This is a genomic window from Neobacillus sp. FW104-15D2, assembly GCF_058790155.1.
Genome location: NZ_JBYTCJ010000047.1, coordinates 1 through 24,370 on the forward strand (window position 1 = coordinate 1; position 24,370 = coordinate 24,370).

A 24,370-nucleotide genomic window follows, 5' to 3' on the forward strand; every position below is an offset into this window, starting at 1 on the left:
AGGAGGCTCACCGCACGCCCCGCGGAAAGCGAAGCATCCTGGAGTGGAAAACAACCGGCCAATTTAACAACCGCCATTCTTTAAGGACTTTTTCAGTGGCCTCCAATCTAATCCGGCTGTTTTTAAATTCCTAGAACCTATAAAAACTTGAGCAGATAATATTTTGTAATAGCCAGGTATTCACGGCTATAAGATTTAGGAACTGCAATCCAAGGGGTTTCTGCCGGCAGTGGAGATACTTGAAGCTGGTCATCCTCGGCCATACTCATGGCCCGGTACATATGAAAGTCGTTAGTAACAATCAACCCTTTTTTAGCTTTAGAAGGAATCAGTTTTTTAGAAAAATCTAGATGTTCAGAGGTGGTAGTAGATTTATTCTCGAGGATAATTCTCGATTCTTCTATTCCCCTTTTCATTAACCCCTGTTTAATGGCCTCTGCTTCGGAGATTTTTTCTCCGCTTCCCTGTCCACCAGAAGCTATTGCAACCACATGGTCATGTTTTTTCAAATATTCCGCTGCAGTTTTTATACGGTATTTCAGAGCTAAAGAAGGAACCGTTCCTTTTACCCTTGCACCAAGAACAATCACATAATCAGCATCCTTTGGAACATCAGCCTCTTTGTATTGGTAAATTTTATATTGCAAAACTCCCACATATACAAGCCCGCATATAAACAATATACTTAGCCACTTTTTCATTTTATATCTTCCTCTAGCTTTTTCTCTAAAATGATTTTGGGCTCTCCAAAATCATCCGTATAGGTACCAATAATGTCAAAGCCATGCTTTAAATTTAAGATCAGCATATTTTTCCACTTATTTTTTGTTTGGACAATTTTATAAGCCTGGTCTCGCAAGCATGGATGCTGAACTTCGATAAGCTTTGAAGCGATTCCATGGTTCCTGCTGGCCTATCTACTCCGCCAATCCAAGCAGTTAAACTTCCTCTCGCTAAGTGCATAACTCTTTTTTATCCTGTAAACTTCCCATCTCTAAGGCCAATGTAAAGTAAGAGTTTGTTTATCTTTTAATCCAGGTATTTCCTTTACATTAAAAATAGACTGATGTAATCGAAGAATGTCCTCAATCACTTCTTACTCAAGTATGCTTGAAACAATTATTTTCCATATATTTCTCCTTTACAAGTTTAATATTATTGTAACTTCTATTAAATGAATGAACAATCCCTCTATTCTTGCAGCTTTAGTTAGTCGAAACTTTAGATAACCTAAAAACTTTTCGACAAAAACCAGGAAGTTTCACCCTCACAAAAAACTACTAAATAGATATTTAAACCTAGTATTTTTACTTATATTGTAATTAATCACCTGGTTCAAGACCTTTTGACCTGAAACTTGTCTCCTCTTTTGAAAAAAATGGAGAAATAGTCTCGTTGATAGAAAACAAATTATTCTGATATATTTGAAATGTAAAATTTTTAAAGGAGTGGATGTTATTGTTAAAAGTTCTTTCTAAGTCAGCTTTAGCTCTGGCAATGGCCGGAAGTATCGGTTTGGCAGGTCTACAAACTCACGATGCAACTGCAGTAAAAGCACAATCAAATTCTACATACGGACTGAGCCTGGCTCATTATGTGGGTGCCGCTCCTGAATTAGCGGATAAGGCAAAGCAATTGGGCAAAGACATTGAAAAAAACGATCCTGCAGAGAAAATTGCCAACCAGGACGCTAAATTTGAACAAGCGGGAAAAGCACAACTATCTACTAAAGCAGCAACAGGGGATGTTCCCGTACTTGTGATCTTGGCGAAGTTTAAAGATGGTGACGAGCCAAAGGGTGATCCAAAGGGACAAGTTCCAGCTAAATACTTTGATGATCTAATTTTTGGAGATCACTATAATCCTTACGAGCTCGATGAGTTTAAACAATATGCTGAATTTAATGGTGTAAAGGCACCGACCGACAGCACAATGCAAAACATTTACAAGGAATCAAGCTACGGTAAAGTTACCCTAGTGAAAAAAGATAATACCGACCTTGTTTGGGTTGAACTGCCAAAAGGCGCTTCCTATTATCTTGACCAGGATGGAAAATATGCAGAAAACGGAAAATATGTAAATGGAAATGTAAATGGCGATGCCCATAATGGTGAATTGGTTTCTGATCTTTTCAAAGCTGCTGATAGTGTAGTAGACTACTCAAAATATGCAGTTAAGGGGCAAGTTCCTAACGTTTTTATAGTTCATGAAGGAACAGGTGCTGAATTCAGTGGTGACCCTGCACAAATTTGGTCACATAAATGGAACGCTTTAAGTGCACTTTATTATGGAAAATATTATGAAACTGGTTTTGGTGCTGACGATATAAACCGTGATGGTATTGAATCAGATGAAGAATGGAATACTTGGTATGCACAATTCATACAAGATCATACTTATGACGGAGTATTAGTAAACAATTACAATATCCAACCAGAAATTGGCGGTAACGTTGCCGGATTTAATGCTGCGACTAGCGGATATGATCAAGCTTCAAAAACCGGTCCATACCCAGGACAGGCTGGCGTATTTGCGCATGAGTTTGGCCATGCACTTGGGCTTCCTGACTTATATGACACGGCCTACACATCTCAAGGTGATGGCAACTATTCTATGATGGCAGGCGGTTCATGGATGCGTTACCCTGACGCTGACCAATACTCTGGAAATTCACCAGTTAACTTTGATCCATATTCAAAAATGTTCCTTGGCTGGGCAACCCCAATGAATGTTACACCTGCAGATGGGGTAAAAGAAATAACTCTTAAGGCAGTTAACAAAGCAAACTCTAATGATGGCATTGTGAAAATGGAGGTTCCTGGCTCTAACGGTTCGGAGTACTTCCTATTTGAAAACGTTCAGCAAAAAGGCTTTAACAAAGGCTTAATTCGTGAAGGTAAAGATGCCCATGGTTTGGTTGCATGGCATGTAGACCAAAATGTTCTTAATAAGTACAGTACCCCTAATAACGTTGAAAACTGGATGAACAAGCGTTTCCAATCCAACCAGTCTATTACTTTAGCAAACGGAACAGTAATCTCTCATTATGGTTTGTCTGTTGTTCAAGCTGATGGTAAATATGACCTTGAGCATTACGTAAACCGCGGAGATGCTGGTGACTTCTTCAAAACAGGAAGCAGCCTTACTCCAGTAACAAGCAATGTCCATACTGGTTCCTACTACTTCTGGAAGGGCTATAGCTCAACTCCAGCCGATTCAGGAATCCATGTAACAGACATTAAGGAAAATGCGGACGGCTCAATCTCTGCAAAATTCTTCTATAACTTCAACAGCTCTGTGAAGTAATAATCTAGTTATGAAGGAGGCACATGAACTTGTGCCTCCTTTTAATGTTATCCTCTTCTAACTTCTTTGAATAATATTCTACTAAAGATATTCCAAATTTACTTTAGGCAGTTTTATTTGGAGTAGACAGGGTAAATACCTTCCTATAAACCAAATTCCATATTATCAGATTGACATGCTAATAAAATATGATATATTAATATAAAATGCTTTATCACTTAAAAGCGTTTAAGCGAAAAAATAAAAGTTAATATAAAATGCGTTGATGGAAACGCAGTAGTTTTTGTTTTTTGATTAAAGAGAGCTGGTGGCCGGTGAAAATCAGTACAAGAGCAGAAACGAATTACATTTCCTGAGCAGCTTTTTCTTTTAGATAAGGAAAGGACGGTATAGCCGTTATCTTAATGAGTGGCAAACAGTTTCTGTTTGCAATGAGGGTGGTACCGCGATTGTCCAATCGTCCCTGCTGATATATTTAGCAGGGACTTTTTTATTTTATAATGAGAGGAATTTCAGCATGGAGAATAACCATCAATTAAAAAAAGGATTATTGCCAAGGCATGTTCAATTTATTGCTTTGGCTGGAATGATTGGTACGGGAATTTTTAAAGGAAGTTCGGATACATTGAATCTTGCTGGCCCAAGTGTAGTTCTTGCATATTTAGCAGGAGGTTTGCTGCTATTTATTGTAATGGCTGCCCTCGGAGAAATGGCGATTGTTTATCCAAATTTAAATGTGCAGAATCTCGTCCATAAAGCCTTTGGATATAGAATTTCATTTATCGTTGGATGGCTGTACTGGATTAACTGGATTCTCGTTACCATTGTAGAACTGCTCGCAGCCGGAAGTTTTTTGCAGTATTGGCTCCCTTCCACTCCTTTATGGATTTTAAGTTTTATTTGTGCGGCGGTTATCATCGGCATTAACCTTTTTCAGGTGAAAAATTATGGAGAGATGGAATTTTGGTTCGCAGGAATTAAAATTTTGGCGCTTATCGCTTTTATCTTCTTGGGTGCTCTTATATTATTCGGGGTTCTTCCAAGCCAGGTTCATGATCCACTCTCAAACTATACAGCACATGGTGGATTTTTCCCCCACGGAATAAGCGGCACTTTGAGTGCTCTTTTAGTTGTTATGTTTTCATATGGCGGCGCTGAACTCATTGGGGTCACCGTTACCGAGGTAAAGAATTCTGAAAAAGTACTGCCAGGCATTATTAAAGGTGCTGTATGGAGGGTCATAATTTTTTATATCCTTCCTATCTTGATTATTTGTGGAATGATTCCATGGAACAAAGTCTCTTCAGCAGATAGTCCGTTTGTACAGGTATTTAGTATTACGGGACTTCCTGGAGCAGCCTCCATTATGAACTTTGTTCTATTAACAGCAGTATTGTCTGCAGCAAATTCAGGAATTTACGCTACATCAAGAACACTCTTTAGCATGGCCCAAAGCGGCGAGGCTCCAAAAAGCTTATTAAAAACAACAAGAAAAGGGATTCCACTTAATGGAATAATGATTACAAGTGTCTTTATTCTTGGAGGAGTAACATTAGCGTACCTTATCCCTGATCGAATTATCGGCTATATGATGTCCATTCCTGGATTTACGGTTATCTTAATTTGGTTGGCCATCGTTGCAGCACAAATTAAGCTTAGAAAGGGGTACAAAGCAAATCCGACTTTTCAATTAAAATGGTTCCCGATCACCAATATTATTGCTATCGTATCCCTGCTGTTTATTTTCATTTCATTTCTTTTCAATAAGGATAATATTATTGGTTCAACTGTTTGTGTTGCTACTGTTTTATTGTTAATCTTAATATCTTTCTTCCGAAAGTCAGGAAATGTCAGATAATAAATAAAGGATGGCGCAAATGCGCCATCCTTTTAATTTTCTGCTAATTTTTTTGTCATTGTTCTTTGTTGATCCGCATTTTGTTCAATAGAATCCTCAGCTGGTCTTGAACGTTTAATAAAAAATGCAAGGACAAGAGCTACACCGGCGATAAAGGTTGCTATTAAGAAGGAATAATTGATTCCATTTAAAAGCGCCTGGTTTGTGATGTGCTGTTTCATTTCTGCAATAGCTGCCGGACTTGGCGCCTTATGAGTTGTCTGAGCAGCTTCAGTCATTTTTTTCAAAGCAGCTGCGCCAAGCTCTTTACCTTTTGATTCTGCACGATTTGTCATTATTGTTACCATTAATGCTGTTCCAATTGCACCCGCTACCTGGTTTAGTGTGTTATTCATGGCCGTACCATGAGGATAAAATCTTCTCGGCAGCTGGTTCAAACCATTTGTTGAAACTGGCATCATGATCATAGACATCCCAAACATCCGAACAGAGTATAAAATGATTAGATGTGTATAAGTAGTGGTAAGAGAAAGCTTACTAAACTGGTAGGTAGTCACAGTCATTATAATTAGACCAATAATCGCAAGAATCCTTCCGCCTACTTTATCAAAAAGCCTTCCAGTAATTGGTGACATGAACGCCATTAATATAGCACCTGGCATTAAAAGTAAGCCAGCGTCCATCGGCGTGATTCCGCGAAGGTTTTGTACATAAATAGGTAAAAGCAGCATGCCAGAGAACATGGCCATATTAACTACCATCGTAATAACCGAAGATAAAGCAAACATAGGATATTTATAAATCCTAAAGTTTAGCAGCGGCGTTTCCATTTTGATCTGCCGGACTATAAATACAAGTAAGGAAATAACCCCAACAGTAATTGTTCCGTATACCAGAGGGCTGTCCCACCCTTTGCTTCCGGCAGAACTAAACCCATATAAAATACCGCCAAAACCAATGCTGGATAATAGAAGTGATAAAATATCCAAACGTAAATCTACTTTTGCCTTTTTATCCTTTATCATAAAAAATCCTACTAAAAGGATAATAAACGCAATAGGTGTGACAAAATGGAATAGCATTCTCCAATCATAATGTTCGATTATCCAGCCTGATAAAGTTGGTCCTATAGCTGGAGCAAACATAAGTATCAAACCAAAAACACCCATTGCTGCTCCCCTTTTCTCAATTGGGAAGCTTACAAGCATTACATTCATGAGCAGTGGCATTAAGATTGCAGAACCTGAAGCCTGAAGAAGCCTTCCCGTCAACAATAAAGGAAATACATGGGCAAAGCCCGCAACTATTGTACCAAACGTGAATAATCCCAGCGCAGCAAGGAATAATCGGCGGACCGTATACTTTTGAATTAAATAGGCAGTTGAAGGTATCAATATTCCATTAACAAGCATAAATCCCGTAGTCAGCCACTGTACAGTAGCCGCTTCTATCTTCAAATCCTTCATTATGGAAGGAAGCGCTATGTTTAATAACGTGTTATTTAAAAATGCAATAAAGGCTCCAATCATAAGAACCGCAATAATTCCATAAGGCGGACGATCAGCCTTTTTTACGTCTTCCATTCTTTATCCCCCTATATATAATTTAGTCTATAATTTCCATTACTCATTTCGCATAAAGATTATAATATACTAACGGTACAAATATTTCAACAGAAAAATTTCGCTTCCCTAAAAGGTTTGGTATAATCAGCGATATAGAGTAGCATGGTTATTATACAGTCAGTATAATTTGATTTTTCAGGTGATAAAATGAATGACAGAAAACAGCTTGTTGTAAACAAGGCTCGCGAATTATTTATTGATAAAGGTTTCCAGGCTACTTCCATTCAGGATATTTTGGATTACAGTGGAATTTCCAAAGGAACCTTCTATAACTATTTTTCATCCAAAAACGAGTTATTAATCGCCGTTTTTAAAAGTATAACGAAAATGATGGAACAGGAGCGAAATGACCTGCTCATAGGCCAGGATCCAGCCAACCTTGAAATCTTCGTTAAACAAATTGAATTACAATTAAACTCAAATAGGAAGCATAAGCTCCTTTCTCTTTTTGAAGAAGTTTTTGTTTCAAACGATCCGGAGCTAAGGCAATTTATCAAACGAAACCACTTAAGGCTCCTCCATTGGCTATATCAACGATTTATTGATTTGTTTGGAGAGAAAAAAAAAACCTTCTTACTGGATTGTTCTATAATGTTTATGGGAATACTTCAGCATAATCTTAAATATAGCACCATGGCAATGGGGAAAAGTACTAGTATCCATCAAATCACAAGGTATAGCGTAGATAGGATTGTTAAAATAGTAGAGGAAGTATCGTTAACGGGAGAGCAGCTTTTACAGCCCGAGTTATTGGAAGCCTGGCTTCCTCAAAGCAGCAAAAAAAATCAAATCTTCCAGGAGAAATTTAAAGAGGTCCTTCAGCCTTTAATTAAATCTTTGCAACATATTGACGAACAGGATAAGTACCTTGAGCTTTTAGAATTTATTCAGGATGAAGTTATAAAAACCAGGACACCAAGAAAGTTTTTGGTCCAAAGCGCCCTACACTCCTTGCAGTCTGCCAGTACCCTGTTAGGAGAAAAACAAGTAGCTAATTTCAGAAGTCTTGTTGATAGTTACCTAGAACCAATAAAGGAAAAAGAATAGTCTGCAGTTAGAAGTTTGCTTTTTGAAGTCTTTTTAAGTAAAGAAGCCAATGGAAGTGCAGACAACCCATACAAAAGAAGCCCAATCCGAGGATTGGGCTTTTCCATACTTATCCTATTATTTTTTCCCTTTAGAAATCCTGCCCAGGATAAAGGCTCCTGCAGCAAGACCGATGGCTGTGTTTGTCTTTTTATTAAATACCTGTTTCGCTACAAGATTTAAGTTTTGTGGTCTTTCTGCAAGTCGGCGCATGAAGTAACCGTACCAGTCTTTTCCGAAAGGAACATATGTACAGAAGTTATATCCTTCGCTTGCGAGTTTCAATTGCAGGTCTTTTCTGAAACCATAAAGCATTTGGAATTCAAATTTATCATTAGGAATATCATTCTTTTTCACAAATTCCTTCACATGATTGATAATGCGATGATCATGTGTGGCAATGGATGTGAACTTGCCATTTAACAAATGCCATTCAGTAAGTTTGAGGAAATTTTCATCAATTTCTTTTTTCTCCTGGTAAGCGATTTCAGCTGGCTCTTTATAAGCTCCTTTAACAATACGCAGGCGATAATTACTATATCTTTCAAGGAACTCCTGTGCTTCATGAAAATAAGCCTGAATAACTGTACCTACATTTTCATATTCAAATGACAGCGCATCCAAAAGATCGAATGAAGGCTGCAGATGTCCGTAATCTTCCATATCCAAATTAACAAAAATATCATATTGGTTTGCTCTGTTTACAATTTCTTTTAAGTTACTGAGGCAGAAACTATAATCAATATCCAATCCTAATTGGGTAGGTTTTAAGGAAATATGGGCATCCACTTTGTGTTCGTTAATGGCTTCGATCACTTTCAGGATTTGTTCTTTAGCTTCTGTTGCTTCTTCCTCTTTAAAAACAAATTCTCCTAAATTATCAACAGTACATGAAATCCCCTGAGCATTTAATTCTTTAATGCTTTTTATTACTTCTTCAATATTAGTTCCAGCAACAACGCTTTGTGCTCCCATTTTTAATCCATATTTTTTTGCAGCGCTGTTTAAAAATTGATTTTGGGACAAGCCAATGAAAAAGTCCTTCAACATAAACATTCTCCCCTAGTTTTTATATTTTTAGCTCTGTTAATTTGTACTGTTGATCTATTTAAAAAAAGAGGTCCAACCTACAAATTCGTTTAACATTGCCAATATTTTTAAAACCATTATAGCATACCTTTTGTAATATAAATATTTTTAAAAATTTTCTCAATATAGTTATTTCAACACAACAGTAGTGAAATATTAATGGAGAGCAAATTAAAGGACTTCCGGATTGGAAGCCCTTTAAGATCAATAACTTCTATAATATTTCTACTAAATTATTATTACTTTTGCCATGATTTCACCGGTAAGAATGAGAGTTTAATAGATAATGGAAATGCCAAAAGAAGCAGACAGACGATAAAACCAATAACTCCCTTCCAGCCAAAGTGGGACCAAAAAAAACCTCCAGCAGTTCCTGCAAGACTTGAACCACTGTAGTAAAAGAATAAATATAAGGAAGATGCCTGTGCCTTTTCTGTCTTAGCCCTTTTCCCTACCCAACTGCTGGCAATGGAGTGAGCACCAAAAAATCCAAATGTAAAAATAGCAATTCCTATAACTTTTACTAATAAAGGATCTGTAAGGGTGATGGCGGCTCCCGTAAGCATAATAATAAGACCTGTCCAAAGGACCTTTTGACGGCCAATTCTGTCTGATAAACGGCCCATCCAGGTAGAGCTAAATGTCCCGGTTAAATATACAATAAATATCCAGCCGACAATGGTTTGGCTTAGTTCGTAAGGCGGGGCAAGCAGCTGGAAACCGATATAATTATAAAGAGTTACAAAACTGCCCATTAAAATAAAGGCAATTCCATATAAACAAAGCAAAGCAGGATCCTTTAGGTGTCCTAAAAGAGATGCGAATAAATACTTGAATTTTAATGGCTTTGGGGTAAAATACTTGGACTTAGGCAGGTACAGCCAAAACCAGATACTGAGCGCAAGGCTTATAACACCAATACAGCCCATAGCGATTCGCCATGAAAAAAGGTCCGTAATTGATCCCGTGATGATGCGGCCTGCCATTCCGCCAATTGAGTTCCCGCTTATATAAATCCCCATTGCAGCACCGAGACTATTAGAATCTACTTCCTCACCCAGATACGCCATAGCGATAGCTGGAAGGCCAGCAAGTACAACCCCCTGCAGAATTCTAAATCCAATTAAAGAACCAAATGATGGACTTAAAGCAGTTATCATAACAATAAGTGATGAGATAATTAACGATGCAGCCATAACAATCTTTCGGCCCCAGGCTTCTGATAAAGAGCTTGTTAATAGCATGGAAACCGCAAGAGTAAAAGTGGTTACCGAAAGAGTCAGACTTCCAGTTGATGCAGATACATGAAACTCTTTCGAAAAAACCGGCATCAGCGGCTGTACATCATAAAGTATGGAAAAAGTAATAAATCCCCCGGCAAAAAGGGCGAAATTAGCTTTACGAAATTCTGTGGTGCCCTGTTGCAGCTTACTCAACGAAAAACCCTTCTTTCTTATCTTCGCTTCCCATTTACTTTACTCCTCAAAATCGTAAAACTCAAATGAAAAAAGCGATTTAAAAGGCACATTGCTCTAATGGAGAATACACCCTGAAAATAACTGTGGATCCATGTTACATCATTTATTTAAGGGCCAATTTTTTTGCAGTGATGTCTGCTAAACCAAGTTGTTTGAAATGTTATGAAATTTGCTGGACTTCTCGTGCACTGCTTATCAGGACTCTATTTCAATCTGGATCAGAAAAACGGGCTGGCAAGATCCGAGTGCGAGGCAGCGGATAGGGAACAGATTCCCTATTTTTTTAATCATCAATAAATCAGCACGAAACAAAAAGAAAAACCACAAGTTCTCTCACTTCTTGTGGTTTTTCTTTATTTATTTAGGATTTTTATTTCCTCTTCGGTGTCAGCCACGTTTTCCATATAGGTTTTACCCCATTCGTACATAGAATCCAGAATTGGCATTAAGCTTTCACCTTGCTTAGTCAGCGAGTATTCCACTTTTGGGGGTACAACTGGATATACCTTTCGGTCAACAATTAGGTCTTCCTCCAGTTCTCTCAATTGGTTAACAAGCATTCTTTGAGTTATTCCAGGAATAAGAGATTTGAGCTCTCCAAATCTTTTTGTCCCTTCTTTGCCCAGATGCCATAAAATCAACATTTTCCACTTACCTCCGATAACCGAAAGCGTCAATTCTTTTTCACAATTAAATGTTTTATTTCGCAAACGCAACAATGGATATCACCTCTAAATCACAGTGTAACACATAGTATACTTTTTGACACTATGTAAAATTAAAGTGCGTACTTACATTCAATTTCAATTCTGTATATAATTGCATATGTACCTTGGATAGTCTTCCCGAGAGTATTGCTTTTACAAGAGGGTAACTTAAAGCAGTACCCCAATTTTTCAGATAATGAGGAGTGAATATAAATGGAATTACAATTAGCATTAGATTTAGTTAATATTCCTGAAGCCATTGCTTTAGTGAAGGAAGTAGAAGAACATATTGACATCGTTGAAATAGGAACTCCAGTGGTAATCAATGAGGGCCTTCGTGCAGTAAAGGAAATGAAGGAAGCCTTTCCTGATTTAAAAGTACTTGCAGATCTTAAAATAATGGATGCAGCCGGATATGAAGTAATGAAAGCTTCCGAAGCAGGAGCAGATATTATCACTATTCTTGGACAGGCTGAGGATATGTCAATCAAAGGTGCAGTTGAAGAAGCTAAGAAGCAAGGCAAACAAATACTTGTTGACATGATTGCTGTAAAAGACCTTGCTGGACGAGCAAAAGAGGTAGATGAAATGGGCGTTGATTATATCTGTGTACACACCGGATACGATTTGCAAGCCGTTGGAAAAAACTCTTTTGATGATTTAAAAACCATTAAATCCGTTGTTAAGAATGCTAAAACAGCTATTGCTGGCGGCATAAAAATGGATACACTCGCTGAAGTGGTAGAGGTAAACCCTGATCTTGTTATTGTAGGCGGCGGCATTGCGAACCAGGATGACAAAAAAGCAGCAGCTGAAACAATGCAGCAAATGATCAAACAAGGTTAATTAAAATGAGGACTGTGCAATATTTATCTGAGATCATAGAAGAGCTTAAGCGAAGTGTTGAGTTAATTTCAGACGAAGAAGCAGAAAAACTGGTTAATGGGATATTGGAAGCGAAAAAGGTTTTTGTGGCTGGAGCAGGCAGGTCCGGATTTATGGCAAGGTCCTTTGCCATGCGAATGATGCATATGGGAATCGATGCTTATGTAATTGGTGAAACTATAACTTTAAACTTTGAGCCAGATGACATCCTAATAATAGGGTCGGGCTCCGGAGAAACCAAAAGCCTGGTTTCCATGGCTGAAAAAGCAAAAAGGATTGGTGGCAAAATTATAACAGTGACCATATTCTCTGATTCCACTATAGGAAAACTGGCGGATTTTACAATTAAGTTGCCTGGATCTCCTAAAGACCAAACCGAAGGAGATTATAAAACCATTCAGCCAATGGGATCTCTGTTTGAACAAACCCTGTTGCTATTCTATGATGCCATAATACTTAGGTTTATGGAGAAAAAAGGCCTGAATACAGAAAAAATGTATGGACGGCATGCTAATTTGGAGTAGGTTCTGATGGAAAGGCTGCAATTATTTGCAGTCTTTCTGTTGGTGTTTAAAACCTTGTTTTGATATTATTTATCATTATTAAGAAGGAGTGACAGCATGATGATTTCTTTAAAAGGAAAAAACGCATTAATCACCGGAGCTGGCCGTGGCATTGGACGTGCGACTGCGATTGCTTTAGCAAAAGAAGGCGTAAATGTGGGATTGGTCGGCTTAACCATGTCTAATCTAGAAAAAGTTGCTTCAGAGCTTGAACAGTATAATGTAACCATATCAGCTGCTACAGCTGATGTGTCTGATCTTGAAGCAGTAACCCACGCAGTTGAACATATTAAGTCTGATCTCGGTTCGATTGATATTCTAGTTAACAATGCAGGAACAGCAAAGTTTGGAGGCTTCCTTGACCTTTCCCCTGAAGAATGGGAAAAAATCATCCGGGTTAATTTAATGGGTGTTTACAATGTAACTAGAGCAGTCCTTCCAGACATGATTGAGAGACAGTCTGGGGATATTATGAATGTCTCTTCCACCGCTGGACAAAAGGGAGCACCGTTAACAAGTGCCTATAGCGCATCCAAATTCGCGGTACTAGGTCTTACGGAATCCCTTATGATGGAAGTCAGAAAGCATAATATCAGGGTAACGGCTTTAACCCCTAGCACTGTTGCCACCGATTTGGCTATCGAAACAAACCTTATTTCAGGTAATCCGGAAAACGTCATGCAGCCAGAAGATTTGGCTGATTTAATTGTAGCAGGATTAAAATTGAATCCTAGAGTTGTTCTTAAGACAGCGGGATTGTGGACAAACAACCCTAAATAATATCCAAAAAGCAGGAGCCAGGTGGTTCCTGCTTTTTTTATCGGAAAGTATGTAAGTGTGTAGGGAATTGGTTTTTCAAAAAGGGAAGGCTGCCGTCACCGGCAGCCTTCATGATGAAATTACTTTTTTAAATCCACTTTTTCCTGCTTAATTTCTTTAACCTCTTCCACTATTTCTTTTCTTATATCTTCTGTTATATCCTCAGTAGCTTTTTTAAATTCTCTTAAGGATTTACCCACTGCACGACCAATTTCAGGCAACTTGTTTGGGCCGAAAACAATGAGTGCAACAACAAGGATTAAAATGACTCCTGGCATTCCAATATTAGATAACATAATTTCATCTCCTGTTGAGATATTTCATAAAGGTATGACCATTATAACGAAAATAAGGGATACTTTCATTAAAATTTGATGAAGGAAATATTAATTACAACCAGTTCAATTAAATTTGTTATCAGTACTTTTTTTTCTAATAAAATAGTCTTATAACAAATTTTAATATACGGATCTTTTTTTCGATTTTAAAAAAATAAATAATATAACAGGAAGGATTTCACTATGCTCATAGTGTAAATTAATAATATAGCAGTAAATCCTTCCGAGAAACTAACCTATAGGAGAGTGTATAAGAATGGAAACGACCTATAACCTCAGTCAAGAAATGAAGGAATTTATCAAGACAAATAGGGATAGATTTGAAGAAAAGTTGCTTTCTGAAGCAGTTAATGTTGCTTCAAACATTAGTGATATTTTAAAAAAGGGCAATATAGACCTCTTAAAAAACGCCGAAAAACTGATCCTTTATGTGGTTGAGCAACAGGATGCGGAATTGACCGAGTTTGCTAACCGAGAAGGCATCGCCTGGGCTGAGCATTCATTAACACTTTCATTCAAATTGGAATGGGTGCAGGCAATTAGACGTACATTATGGCATTTCCTTTATCAGCTTGACCGCGCAAAGAATCTTATGACGAAACGCGAAGAGTACTACGACCTTGAAAAAATGATTAATGACCGGGTCGATAAATTCCTCAATACCTTTTTCCTAAGTTACTCAACCTATAAGGATGAGATGCTAAACAACCAAAGAAAATTAGTTGAGCATTTGTCGGTACCAATAATTCCGGTTAGCCCTTCCGTATCTGTCTTGCCTCTGATTGGCACAATTGATTCCTATCGTATACAGACCATTGAGGAAAAGGTTTTGTTTGAAATCGCCACTTTAAGAGTCCAGACACTAGTTATGGATCTTTCCGGCATTGCAACAATGGATATGGATGTTATCGATCATTTTCAAAAAGTATTAACAGGAGTTTCTATGATGGGATGCAAAGCTGTACTTACCGGCCTCCGCCCAGAGCTTGTCAGAAAAATGGTCCATGCGGGAATCCGCTTTGATAAGAAAGCAGAAACCCAAGGTACACTTCAGGAAACATTAAAAAAATATCTATTAATTGAACAAAACAATTAAGTCAAGATTACATAATGGAAAAACCCATTCCTCAAAAAAGCAGGTGCTTTTCCTTCGTACGATAATATAGCTGACGAAGCCTTTCTTGCATTTCCGTCGGTGTCAGAATTTATGGTTATAAACGCTGATTACCTAAAAATAACCTTTCCCATGTTGGGGAAGGTTATTTTTAGGTATTGCACATTTCAAGAAAATTACATTTGATACATTTCTGTTCATAACTGGTTCGTGGGAAATAATCAATATACACCGGGATATTTTCTTCTTCATCTATAAGGTACTTGCCCATTTCTAGACAACTATGCTGATATCCAAAAACGGACCAGTAATATACTGGTCCGTTAAGATTATTTATTTTGCTTTTTCGATACAACATCAGTTATATATGATGTTACATCTTTAATTTGCTGGTCTGTTAAAAGGTCCCCAAAGGCTGGCATCACTGTTCCGCCTTTTTTAACCCTTTCCATTACTTTTTGCGGATCCTTAGCTATATCACTTTGCTGAAGGTTAGGTCCGTTATGTCCCCCAGCACCTTGTTCCCCGTGACATGCCAGACAGTTTCCTTTAAATACCTTTTCACCATCATCAGGATTTCCCTTTGCAGTTGAAGTGTCTTTACCTTTATCTTTGTTATCATTTTTCTTGGCCTTATTATTGGTAACCGTCCCTGATTTGATTTTTCCGTCAAGGGAGAAGGTCCATAAAGAGTCTCCATGCTTAGAACCAGCCAGGGAATTTCCCGCTACAAGAACAGAAATATATTCTTTTCCATCAACTTCATATGCAACAGGCGGCGCATTTACCCCAGCGTCTGTTTTAAATTCCCATACCTGTTTGCCTGTTTTCGCATTGTAAGCTATTAATCTTCCATCATTATGACCGACAAATACCAGGCCGCCTTTAGTAGTTAAAAGGCCGCTGTATGCGGTCGCATTCCATTTATCCTGCCAGGCAATTTTGTTAGTCTTAACATCAATAGCCGTCACTGTACCTTTTAAAGGTGCATCCTGTAGCGGCTGGATGATACTTCCCCAATAAGTGTCTCCAGGTTTGTATTTTTCTAGACTTCTAGTAAAAGTAGAATACTGGTCAGAACCTAAAACGTAGAAATAACCGGTGTCAGGACTAAATGCTGATGGCGGCCAGTTAGCTCCACCAAATGTAGATGGCTTAACGAGAAGCGCTTTCTCCCAATAAGGAGTAAAGATCTTACCGAAATCCCCCTTATAACCTTTAACTTCCTTTTTAAGCTGCTCTTCTGTTACTTCTTGCGGCACAAACGCATCACCTTTAGGAATAGGCTGGGTTGGAGAAGTATTTTGACGCGGCTCCTGCGGAACTGGTTTTTCATCAATACCCACTAAAGGTTTACCATTTGTCCTATCGAGGATATATACCCATCCTGTTTTACCAGCCTGGCCAAGTGCCTTTCTGGTCTTTCCATCCTTTTTCACATCGAACAGGATAACCGGGTTTGGTGCATCCAGATCCCAAAGATCATGATGAACCTCTTGGAAATGCCATTTATATTTACCGGTTTCAGCGTCAATGGCAACAATAGAGGAAGTAAATAAGTTATCCCCTTTTCGATTACTTCCGTCCAAATCTGGCGCTGCATTCCCAGTCGAAAAATATAGCAGCCCTAAGTCAGGGTCAACCGCTGGTGTTTGCCAAACCGGCGCCCCTCCATGTTTCCAAGAATCATTATCACTCGGCCATGTTTCATGGCCTTTTTCTCCTGGGCCGGGAATTGTATAGAATCTCCACAATTCCTTGCCATCTTTTGCATTGAAGGCAGTCAACCTGCCCCGAATTCCATATTCACCGCCCGCAACTCCAGTGTATACCTTTCCTTTATAATAAAGTGGTGCATTTGTGATGGTATAGCCTTTCTTCGCGTCATCGACTTTTGTTGACCAAACTTCTTTACCTGTTTTTTGGTCAAGAGCTACTAATCTTGCGTCCAACAAGCCGACAAAAACCTTGCCATCGCCAATTGCAACACCACGGCTTGTCCATCCGCAGCAAACTGTATCAAGATCTGCAATATCAGGTTTATAAGTCCATAATTTATCGCCATTCTTAACATCAATGGCAGAAACCTGGTCAGCACCTGTAATGACATACATGACACCTTTATAAACAACCGGAGTAGCCTCACCCGAATATTTAAACTCAAGACCAGAATTTAAATGAGTGACCCATTTTCCCTTTAGATTTTTGATGTTGGAAGTATTAATTTCCTTTAATGAAGAATATCGCTGGTTTGAAATATTCCCCCCATTAGCAATCCAGTTTTTCTCCGGGACCGCTGTTAATTGTTTTGCTGTAAATTTTGGAGCAACGCTTGCCACAGTCTTCTTTTTTGGATTGTCTTTCTCTTTGGAAGCAGTTATTTTATGACTCTCTTTTTCCTTATTAACTTTTTCATTACTATCAGCTGTTGTTAAAAAGAAATAAAATAGAACGGAAACGATAATAAGCGCAGAAAATCCTGCAATAACACCCCAATTACTTTCTGATTTCAATCCTCTCCACCTGCTTTCCTTTAAATTTATTGGGTGATTTTTAAGTCCTCACTTCTCTATTCCACCCTTTTTTAAAAGTAAACAAAATGTAATGTTTGAAATTATTAAGATTAGATGAGAAACAACTTCATCAGTTGTTAAAGCCTGTGAAACTCATTAACGGTATTGATTAAGATAAGATAAAAAGGTTATCCCAAGTTTGAGATAACCTTATAAAATCTTATTTTATTTTTTAGATATTTACAGAGGAACTGCTTTCTTTTGAGATTGATGGATTGGCCGAGCTTCTTAAAATCAGTCCCGCAGTGATTACTCCCAACAAGATTGCAACTATTATTGTTAGAAATGCCCCACCAACAGCAGGTTTTACTACCATTAAAAATAATATGGCAATTGTTAACATTGTCATAATTAGGACCGAGGTCCATAGTACCTTGTTTCTTACCTTCCCTAGTAAATCAATTGAAGGGAAGCTTTCCGTTTCAGATTTTATCGCCTCTGCAATCTCTTTTAATTTTCTTAAATTAATGGCTGGTCCCATAACAGTCATAACAATCAATGCTGCTAGTGAAATGTTGACCCAGGCTAGTTTCCACCCCCATGTGGAGAAAGCCAAATATAAGCCAGGTACCAAAATAAAAATGACACTGAATGGGAGCAAGCCATCTATCTTTACCGCTAAGGAGGACCAAACACGTAAAGACTCCACCTTTTTGGCATGCAGCATTCCAATCATCGCAGTAAGGGTAATACCCACTGCTACAAACATAGTCACTACACCGAAGATATGAAAAAATAAAACTAAGTTATACAACATTGCCCAAAACCCTACTTTCTACCTATTTTTATAATTTATTTTATCTGAATTTTTAATATATAGGTAGTGTTATTTTGAATTTTTTCTATATCCAATGCCATTTCTTTAAACCAAAGCTTAATTTTCCCCTATTATTACGTCGTTTAGTTCTAATAATCAAAGCCGCTCAGCCTTATTTATATTCCGATATACCTATTAGTCTTGGCTGCCTTTCCATTTATTAATAGCATGATAAATATCCTATGTTTTCCCCTTTATCTTACATTTGTTATTTTTACAAGTTTATCCGAAAACATAATAATAGATAGATTTTTACACTTCCTATAGTTGAGGATTCAAGTAAAATTAAAGAAGTACTTAACAACCCTTGGGCTGAAGAAGTAAGAGCCATGATGCGGAAAAAATCCAATAAGGAGTATTATTAAATTTTAAGAATTAAAGTTAAAATAATAATATTTCAAAGTAAAAAGACTAGTTTCAAATTAAGAAACTAGTCTTTTTTTTGGTTAACTACTTATAGAGTAAGATTTTACCTACAGTTCGATCAGAGCTTTGACCAACAACTCGGACCTTTAATCCGAACTTAGGAATATTACGGCCTACGTCAGGATCTTGAGTGTTGCTATAATCCTGGCTGTCGTCAAAGACAGCATTGTATTGAGTAAAGTTATCTTTAAGGTAGAAAGATGGATCTCCGATTGTTACATTGCTGCCTTTATTTAAACTGAACGCTGCATCATGCATTTGATAGCTATTTGAGCCAATAACTCTGCTTCCAGGATAATAGTCCGCTTTGTCCTGCCAGAAGTTGTTATGCTGATCGGCATCTACAACCCCCAAGAAGCCGTCACCAGGGTGGAAACCAGGTCCAACCCAGTTGTTGTCATAGGCATTATCAACGTACCAAACTACTAAACCTTGATCATAAGAAAGCATTGTCCCTTTACGATTTACATTTGCTAAGCCTGAATCAGAGCCGTTATGAGTTCTCCATTCCAGCAAATAATATTGGCTTGTTTGTTTTGATCCCGTTGACTTATCAAAACCTTTTAAAGAAAACGGTGTTGTTCCTTCGGCGTCATCAGAAAGAATTGATTTTCCATCAGCAGTAACATTTACATCATCAACGTAGAAGCCAGGTAACGCTAAACCACCATCCGTGTCATAGTTAAAGCTTAATGTAACTTTTTCACCAGTAAATTGGGATAAATCAAATACTGCATCTTTCCAGCCCTTTGAATTACCAGTTATTCCGTTGCCCGGATTTGATCCTTGAGGATCCTCATTGGTAGTGATGTTTCCTTGTACAGTTTTTCCATCGACTTGAACGGTTGCATAATCATAATCTTGCTCAATTGAATACCAAGTCTTAAATGTTAATTGAGCTGACTTCGCATTCGTTAAATCCACAGTAGTGGTCATCTTATTACTTAAGCCATTTCCACTGCCGCTGAAGTATTCTGTTTTTCCACTTGCAGGCTTGTTGATCACAGTCACTTTATCAGGAAGATTAACTTTCAATACGTCATTATTTGTACCTTTAGAACTTGCTTCATCAAGTAGTAATTCTGTGCCTTTTGAAGATACCTCACTCAAGTTAACTTCGCTTCCAGTCTGCCAGTTTGGTGTGAAGTTATCTGTAGTCATTGATTGTTGTAGGTACTCTTTATCATAAGGGCTGAATCCGGACGGTTCAGTTCCAGGGATTTTACCTGTCCAGCTGCCGCTTGACATGATAGACCAATAGCTTACTGGTTCACCTGATCCACTGTAGATGGTGTCGTATTCATCAGGTAAACCAAGATTGTGACCGAACTCATGTGCAAAAACGCCGGCAGCTCCATCCTCAGGCTCAACTGTATACGCAAGACCTGTTAATGCCCCACCCCAGTAATTTACTTTTGCACTAGTATTCGGAATAGTATAAGGATTTCCTAAATCCCAGCTGTGAGACCAAATGGCGTCAGAACCTACTTTTCCACCACCGGCTTCTTCACCTACACCAGAATGTATAACCATTAAGTGATCGATAATACCGTCTGGTTCCCGTATATTTCCGTCATCATCAATATCATAAGGATCCTCCTGGTCATACTTATTTAAATCTCCAACCTCTGGATCTTTTGCAGCATCAGCAAGAGCCTCACGGATTAACGCTCTAGGATTGTTGTCGTTAGCTAGAACATTACCCTTGTCATCAACTACTTGACCGCCATAATAATCAGAATTATGATTAGCTGTATACCAGCCGGCTACCTCTCCATCAACAGTATAGCTGCCTCCGGATTGTGCTTCATAAAATTGCTTCATGGATATTTTCTTTTGTCCATCCGGACCAACATATCCCTCTTTACCAAAGATCATATCCTGATAGTGTTGATGGGAGTATGCATCAGTTCCACTATAATACATATCAGTTTCATCTTTAGTTAATTGTCCATGTGGAACATCCGGAAAGTCAATTAATAGTACCAATACATCATCTTTTCGTTCTTGTCCATTCCAAGTTTCCTTTTGAACTGGATCTACTGTATTCTTATTTGCCTGTCCTAACTTATTTCCTTTTCCTGCTTTAATTCCGTTACTATCCATTTGCGCTTTAACTTGGTCTTTGATTTTAGCCTGTTTCTTGGCAAATGAACTGTTATCTTTGTTGGAGGAAGAAGCTAACGCAAGCTTATGTAAATACGCTTGTAATGCTTTATCTGCTTCGGCTGCTGTAGCATCTTTTGCGATTGTTCCTTTTTTCTTTAACATCTCAATTAAACGTTCATCATTTGCGATAGCTAAATCAACAGGTGCTGACTCTTTTCCAGAAGCCTTTAGTACTGGTGAGGATAAATTCCCATGACTTACTACCCCTGGTACAAATGCACTAAATGCTAACCCAGCAGATAATAGTGGCATGCCTATTCTTTTTTTCCACTTCAAATACTATCACCCCTATAAAGTCTATAAAACTAACAATGAATATTTTAAAAATTCAATCATTTTTAGTTTCATAGTCAATTATACTCCGGGTAATGAAATAATCAATATAAACTTCTGAATATTTCAAGTAATTAGTATTATTTCTTTTTTCCTATAATGTTCTCTCTTTCAACATAAAAACAAGACGAGAGTTAGATCTCCCGTCTTGAATACTTTATTTGCTCAAATGCAAACTGAAGTGAGTTTATTTCATTTTGGATTGCCGGAAATCCTTCAATTTCTGGAATAGTTCTTATAGGGGGCGATATTTGACGATCTGCTGCATTGGCGATTGTTTCAAAAATCAACATTAGCTGAGATAATTGCTGATCAGATAGAGCCGGCCGATTAGCCATTTTTGCACTTTTTCCAAGCAGGTATTCTAATTGTTCCAGTGAAAAAATAATTGGCCAGTAATATTCCATAGCACCTTTGTCTAATGGAATCTCACCTGCAGCAGTACTATACAGTGTTTTTAAGTTCGTTAAATTAGTTCTCACTTTGTTCCGCTCTCTGCTTTTTTCAGGGTCAAAACCTCTTCCCTGATCAGAAAACAGAATAAACAGAAACTGTCCCTGACTCCTTATTGTTTTCGATAATAAATGCGGTAAACGGCTGGAAGCCGAACGTCTTCCAATTAACACGACTCCAATTAAACCAATCAGACTGCCGATAACCACATCCAACAGTCTGGCTGTTGCAAAATAGGAAAAGGTAAAGTTTCCTTTGCTTACACTTTCAGCCATAAGTAATGCATTCGGAGTAAAGAACAAGGCTGCAAGCCCATAATTTTTTACAATAAAAAGTTCTGTTATAAAGGTTAAAAGAAGAACAAACAGAGCAATAACATATCCAGTCGGATGTGTTGCTAAAACCAAACTGGCAATTAATATTCCAAGAATTGTACCTATACCTCTTTGAATCGCCCGGTGATAGGTTGCCACTATTGTTGCTCCAGACATAACTGCTACACAGGATAACGGTACCCAATAGGAACGCTGAAAACCAAACTGATAAGCAATAATAGCAGCAATAATGATAACAATTCCAAACCTTAAAGCAGAAATAAATACAATTGAGTTTTTATCAAAAGCACCCAGAAAAACTGTTTTAATTGAAGTCCTAGATATCCCGATAACTTTATTTATTTTTGTTATTGGTTCATTTAACACAGCATCAGCTTCAAAAACCTTAGAGAATAGCCCTGCAACTGGCCTACTTATATTTTCAGGCTGGAGAATTAATTTTAAATCGTTGTCCATTCTATCTACTTGATTCAATCTGTTTGCAATTTCTCTGATGGATTCCCCTATCTCAGACGGAAGCTTGGATTGGTTATTCGGAAATTTTTCAAGTATGTACATAAATATGGAATTTGCATGTTCATTTAATATATAAAGCCTCTTAAACTTGTCAGTTGTTCTCCATGAAATATACCCGGCATTAAGATTGTCTTCTGCATCCTTAAGGGCTGACATTACCCGTTGTCTAGCTCCATGATATTTCTCAGTTCCCACGGAGTCAACGAACGAAGCTAGGGCAAAAAATTCTCTTTTTACCATGTCTTTTTCCGGACCATGCGGATTGGAGAACCATCCCAACATGGCAATTATCCACGATAAAACTCCTCCCAAGAAAGCAAGACCTGCACGTAATAGAGCAAGTTCTGGATGAACCGGCATTCCGGTTGTCATTGCGAAAACTAAAACGAAAAAGATAGCAGAAGGCCCAATAATTTTTAACGCACCAAAAATAAAAATAGCTGCAGCACCAATGACTCCCATAAGTATTGCTGTAGCAAATGGATAAGGAGCTGCCAAGGTCCCTAATCCTGTGACAAAAGAAATGCCTAACACTACAAAGAACAGCTTTTTCGCTCTTTGAGCATAGGGAATATTAAATACATAAAGATAAGTAAAACCGCCCAGCCCTGCTAAAAGTCCATACTGAAAATTCCCCAATAATAATCCAATAAAAATGGGAAGCGATGCAGCTAATCCTGCACAGAATGCCTTTACCCAGGGGAATGGTTTATTATTAACCATCAAAGCTTGTCTTAATAAAGAGGGCGAAGATTTTGATTGTCTATTGTTTTGTATCATGCTGATTACCCCTTTTTCAAACTGCAGCCCTTCGACCCTTAAATCCCAGGCCCTATATAAAGGTTATATCTACTTTATTCTAAATTCAACCTTTTAGGGTTCAAACCAAATATCTTAAACGTGAATCTATATTCAAAAAGGCATAATCCCAATAGAATTATGCCCTTATTAGCAGAAGGATAATATTTTCAGTGAAAATCAAATGAATTAAAAATCTTTCCTCTAATTTTATTTTGAACGCAGTATTAGGAAAGAGAGAATTACTTTTGAGCATTTTTATTAGTGCATGTAAAAGAAAGGATTAGTCAATTTGTTTCCACAATTGTATTTTTTTCCATACTTTCATAACCTGCTTGAAGTCTAATCTTTCTAGGCTATTGCCTGTCACCAGCCCGTTTTAAGACTGAATGCAGGCCAGCAACAATCGCAATCAAAATGATAAAAGTATAAAAATTAAAAAATAATGTATTTGTGTATTGATTAAGCCATGGGAACCTGTATATCCTTGATGTCTTATGAGCAGGTGTGCCCCCTAGTTGAGCACTCAAATTCAAAACATAGTTGTATTCAAGATAACAAAATAAGAGCAGAAGAAATAATGAACACACAGAAATATACTTCAAGGTTTTTGGCCTCAGCTCCACATTGTCTAAATCCGACCAGAGTTTAAAAGCAAATAATAGAATAATGATAATGGCAGGAATGATAAATAAAATACCCAAATTTCCGTTGCCTGAAATAGTCTTTGGACTCATGGTAACTAATTTAATAACGTATAAAGAGATGAGACTTAAAAGCAGTAAAATCTTTGTGCTTAAGGACAATAATTTCATGCTCTTCCCTTCTCTCCTTCTAATATGTGTTTTCCTTAAATAAAGGGCTCTTAAAAAGGTGATATTACTGCATGATTAATGTTCTATTCGACTGCCAATCTATCTATCTCTTTAAAAACATTTTATTTCTTTGACGTTGATAGTTTTCAGAAGCAGAAATTTGTCCAATAAAAAACAGAGAAGACTTTTCCGAGGCTACTGAAAATCTTCCGATTTTATAGTCCTACTGAGAAAATACAATTGAAAAAAGCCGGGTTTATTCCATAT

At 37.7% G+C, this 24,370-nt stretch carries 18 protein-coding genes and 1 other annotated feature; of the genes, 7 read left to right on the forward strand and 11 right to left on the reverse strand.

All coding sequences use genetic code 11. The annotated features are described in order from the left end of the window. Positions 1–137: 137 nt before the first annotated feature. Positions 138–701, reverse strand: coding sequence for a YdcF family protein (locus tag AC3WR0_RS24055; protein WP_492554635.1), 564 nt, complete (start codon positions 699–701; stop codon positions 138–140). A gap of 757 nt (positions 702–1,458) precedes the next feature. Here AC3WR0_RS24055 and AC3WR0_RS24060 point away from each other — a divergent pair. Beyond that, positions 1,459–3,306: a M6 family metalloprotease domain-containing protein gene (locus tag AC3WR0_RS24060; protein WP_492554636.1), complete on the forward strand. Its 1,848-nt coding sequence runs from the start codon at positions 1,459–1,461 to the stop codon at positions 3,304–3,306. Positions 3,307–3,559: 253 nt separating this feature from the next. After that, positions 3,560–3,774 (forward strand) — a binding site (T-box leader). 49 nt (positions 3,775–3,823) lie between these two features. Next, positions 3,824–5,164: an amino acid permease gene (locus AC3WR0_RS24065; RefSeq protein WP_492554637.1), complete on the forward strand. Its 1,341-nt coding sequence runs from the start codon at positions 3,824–3,826 to the stop codon at positions 5,162–5,164. A gap of 32 nt (positions 5,165–5,196) precedes the next feature. On the opposite strand, the gene AC3WR0_RS24070 is transcribed toward AC3WR0_RS24065, so the two are convergent. After that, complete coding sequence (locus AC3WR0_RS24070; protein ID WP_492554638.1) at positions 5,197–6,747, reverse strand: DHA2 family efflux MFS transporter permease subunit; 1,551 nt, start codon at positions 6,745–6,747, stop codon at positions 5,197–5,199. 189 nt (positions 6,748–6,936) lie between these two features. Between AC3WR0_RS24070 and AC3WR0_RS24075 the strand changes: the two genes are divergently transcribed. Next, on the forward strand, positions 6,937–7,836 hold the full coding sequence (locus AC3WR0_RS24075) for a TetR/AcrR family transcriptional regulator (protein ID WP_492554639.1): 900 nt from the start codon (positions 6,937–6,939) through the stop codon (positions 7,834–7,836). 117 nt (positions 7,837–7,953) lie between these two features. Here AC3WR0_RS24075 and AC3WR0_RS24080 read toward each other — a convergent pair whose 3' ends face one another. From AC3WR0_RS24080 to AC3WR0_RS24090, 3 genes are all read right to left on the reverse strand, one after another. Then, a complete protein-coding gene (locus AC3WR0_RS24080) occupies positions 7,954–8,925 on the reverse strand; it encodes a proline dehydrogenase family protein (protein ID WP_492554640.1) in 972 nt (323 codons plus the stop codon). A gap of 278 nt (positions 8,926–9,203) precedes the next feature. Next, a complete protein-coding gene (locus tag AC3WR0_RS24085; protein ID WP_492554641.1) occupies positions 9,204–10,400 on the reverse strand; it encodes an MFS transporter in 1,197 nt (398 codons plus the stop codon). Positions 10,401–10,795: 395 nt separating this feature from the next. Then, positions 10,796–11,161, reverse strand: coding sequence for a winged helix-turn-helix transcriptional regulator (locus AC3WR0_RS24090; RefSeq protein WP_492554642.1), 366 nt, complete (start codon positions 11,159–11,161; stop codon positions 10,796–10,798). 201 nt (positions 11,162–11,362) lie between these two features. Between AC3WR0_RS24090 and hxlA the strand changes: the two genes are divergently transcribed. The 3 genes from hxlA to AC3WR0_RS24105 all read left to right on the forward strand — a co-directional run bounded on the left by hxlA (position 11,363) and on the right by AC3WR0_RS24105 (position 13,377). After that, positions 11,363–11,995 (forward strand): 3-hexulose-6-phosphate synthase, encoded by a 633-nt coding sequence (gene hxlA / locus AC3WR0_RS24095; RefSeq protein ID WP_027323708.1) that lies wholly within the window; start codon positions 11,363–11,365, stop codon positions 11,993–11,995. A gap of 5 nt (positions 11,996–12,000) precedes the next feature. After that, positions 12,001–12,558 (forward strand): 6-phospho-3-hexuloisomerase, encoded by a 558-nt coding sequence (hxlB, locus tag AC3WR0_RS24100; RefSeq protein ID WP_492554643.1) that lies wholly within the window; start codon positions 12,001–12,003, stop codon positions 12,556–12,558. 99 nt (positions 12,559–12,657) lie between these two features. Then, on the forward strand, positions 12,658–13,377 hold the full coding sequence (locus tag AC3WR0_RS24105) for a 3-ketoacyl-ACP reductase (protein ID WP_492554649.1): 720 nt from the start codon (positions 12,658–12,660) through the stop codon (positions 13,375–13,377). A 119-nt stretch (positions 13,378–13,496) separates the two neighbouring features. Here the strand turns inward: AC3WR0_RS24105 and AC3WR0_RS24110 are convergent, their stop codons facing one another. Continuing rightward, positions 13,497–13,712 (reverse strand): twin-arginine translocase TatA/TatE family subunit, encoded by a 216-nt coding sequence (locus AC3WR0_RS24110; RefSeq protein ID WP_027323705.1) that lies wholly within the window; start codon positions 13,710–13,712, stop codon positions 13,497–13,499. A gap of 298 nt (positions 13,713–14,010) precedes the next feature. On the opposite strand from AC3WR0_RS24110, the gene AC3WR0_RS24115 reads away from it, so the two are divergent. Beyond that, a complete protein-coding gene (locus AC3WR0_RS24115) occupies positions 14,011–14,850 on the forward strand; it encodes an STAS domain-containing protein (protein WP_492554644.1) in 840 nt (279 codons plus the stop codon). Positions 14,851–15,197: 347 nt separating this feature from the next. Here the strand turns inward: AC3WR0_RS24115 and AC3WR0_RS24120 are convergent, their stop codons facing one another. The 5 genes from AC3WR0_RS24120 to AC3WR0_RS24140 form a co-directional block, all read right to left on the reverse strand. Continuing rightward, the gene (locus tag AC3WR0_RS24120; protein ID WP_492554645.1) at positions 15,198–17,381 is read right to left on the reverse strand and encodes a PQQ-dependent dehydrogenase, methanol/ethanol family; all 2,184 of its coding nucleotides are present in this window, start codon (positions 17,379–17,381) and stop codon (positions 15,198–15,200) included. A gap of 232 nt (positions 17,382–17,613) precedes the next feature. Then, entirely contained in the window at positions 17,614–18,198 is a 585-nt protein-coding gene (locus tag AC3WR0_RS24125; protein WP_492554646.1) for a hypothetical protein, read from the reverse strand. Between the two features lie 510 nt (positions 18,199–18,708). Next, positions 18,709–21,105, reverse strand: coding sequence for an immune inhibitor A domain-containing protein (locus AC3WR0_RS24130; RefSeq protein ID WP_492554650.1), 2,397 nt, complete (start codon positions 21,103–21,105; stop codon positions 18,709–18,711). Between the two features lie 215 nt (positions 21,106–21,320). Next, entirely contained in the window at positions 21,321–23,270 is a 1,950-nt protein-coding gene (locus AC3WR0_RS24135; RefSeq protein WP_492554647.1) for an FUSC family protein, read from the reverse strand. A 374-nt stretch (positions 23,271–23,644) separates the two neighbouring features. Beyond that, positions 23,645–24,103 carry a hypothetical protein gene (locus tag AC3WR0_RS24140; RefSeq protein ID WP_492554648.1) on the reverse strand — a complete coding sequence of 153 codons (459 nt, stop codon included), beginning with the start codon at positions 24,101–24,103 and terminating at the stop codon, positions 23,645–23,647. Positions 24,104–24,370 lie beyond the last annotated feature (267 nt).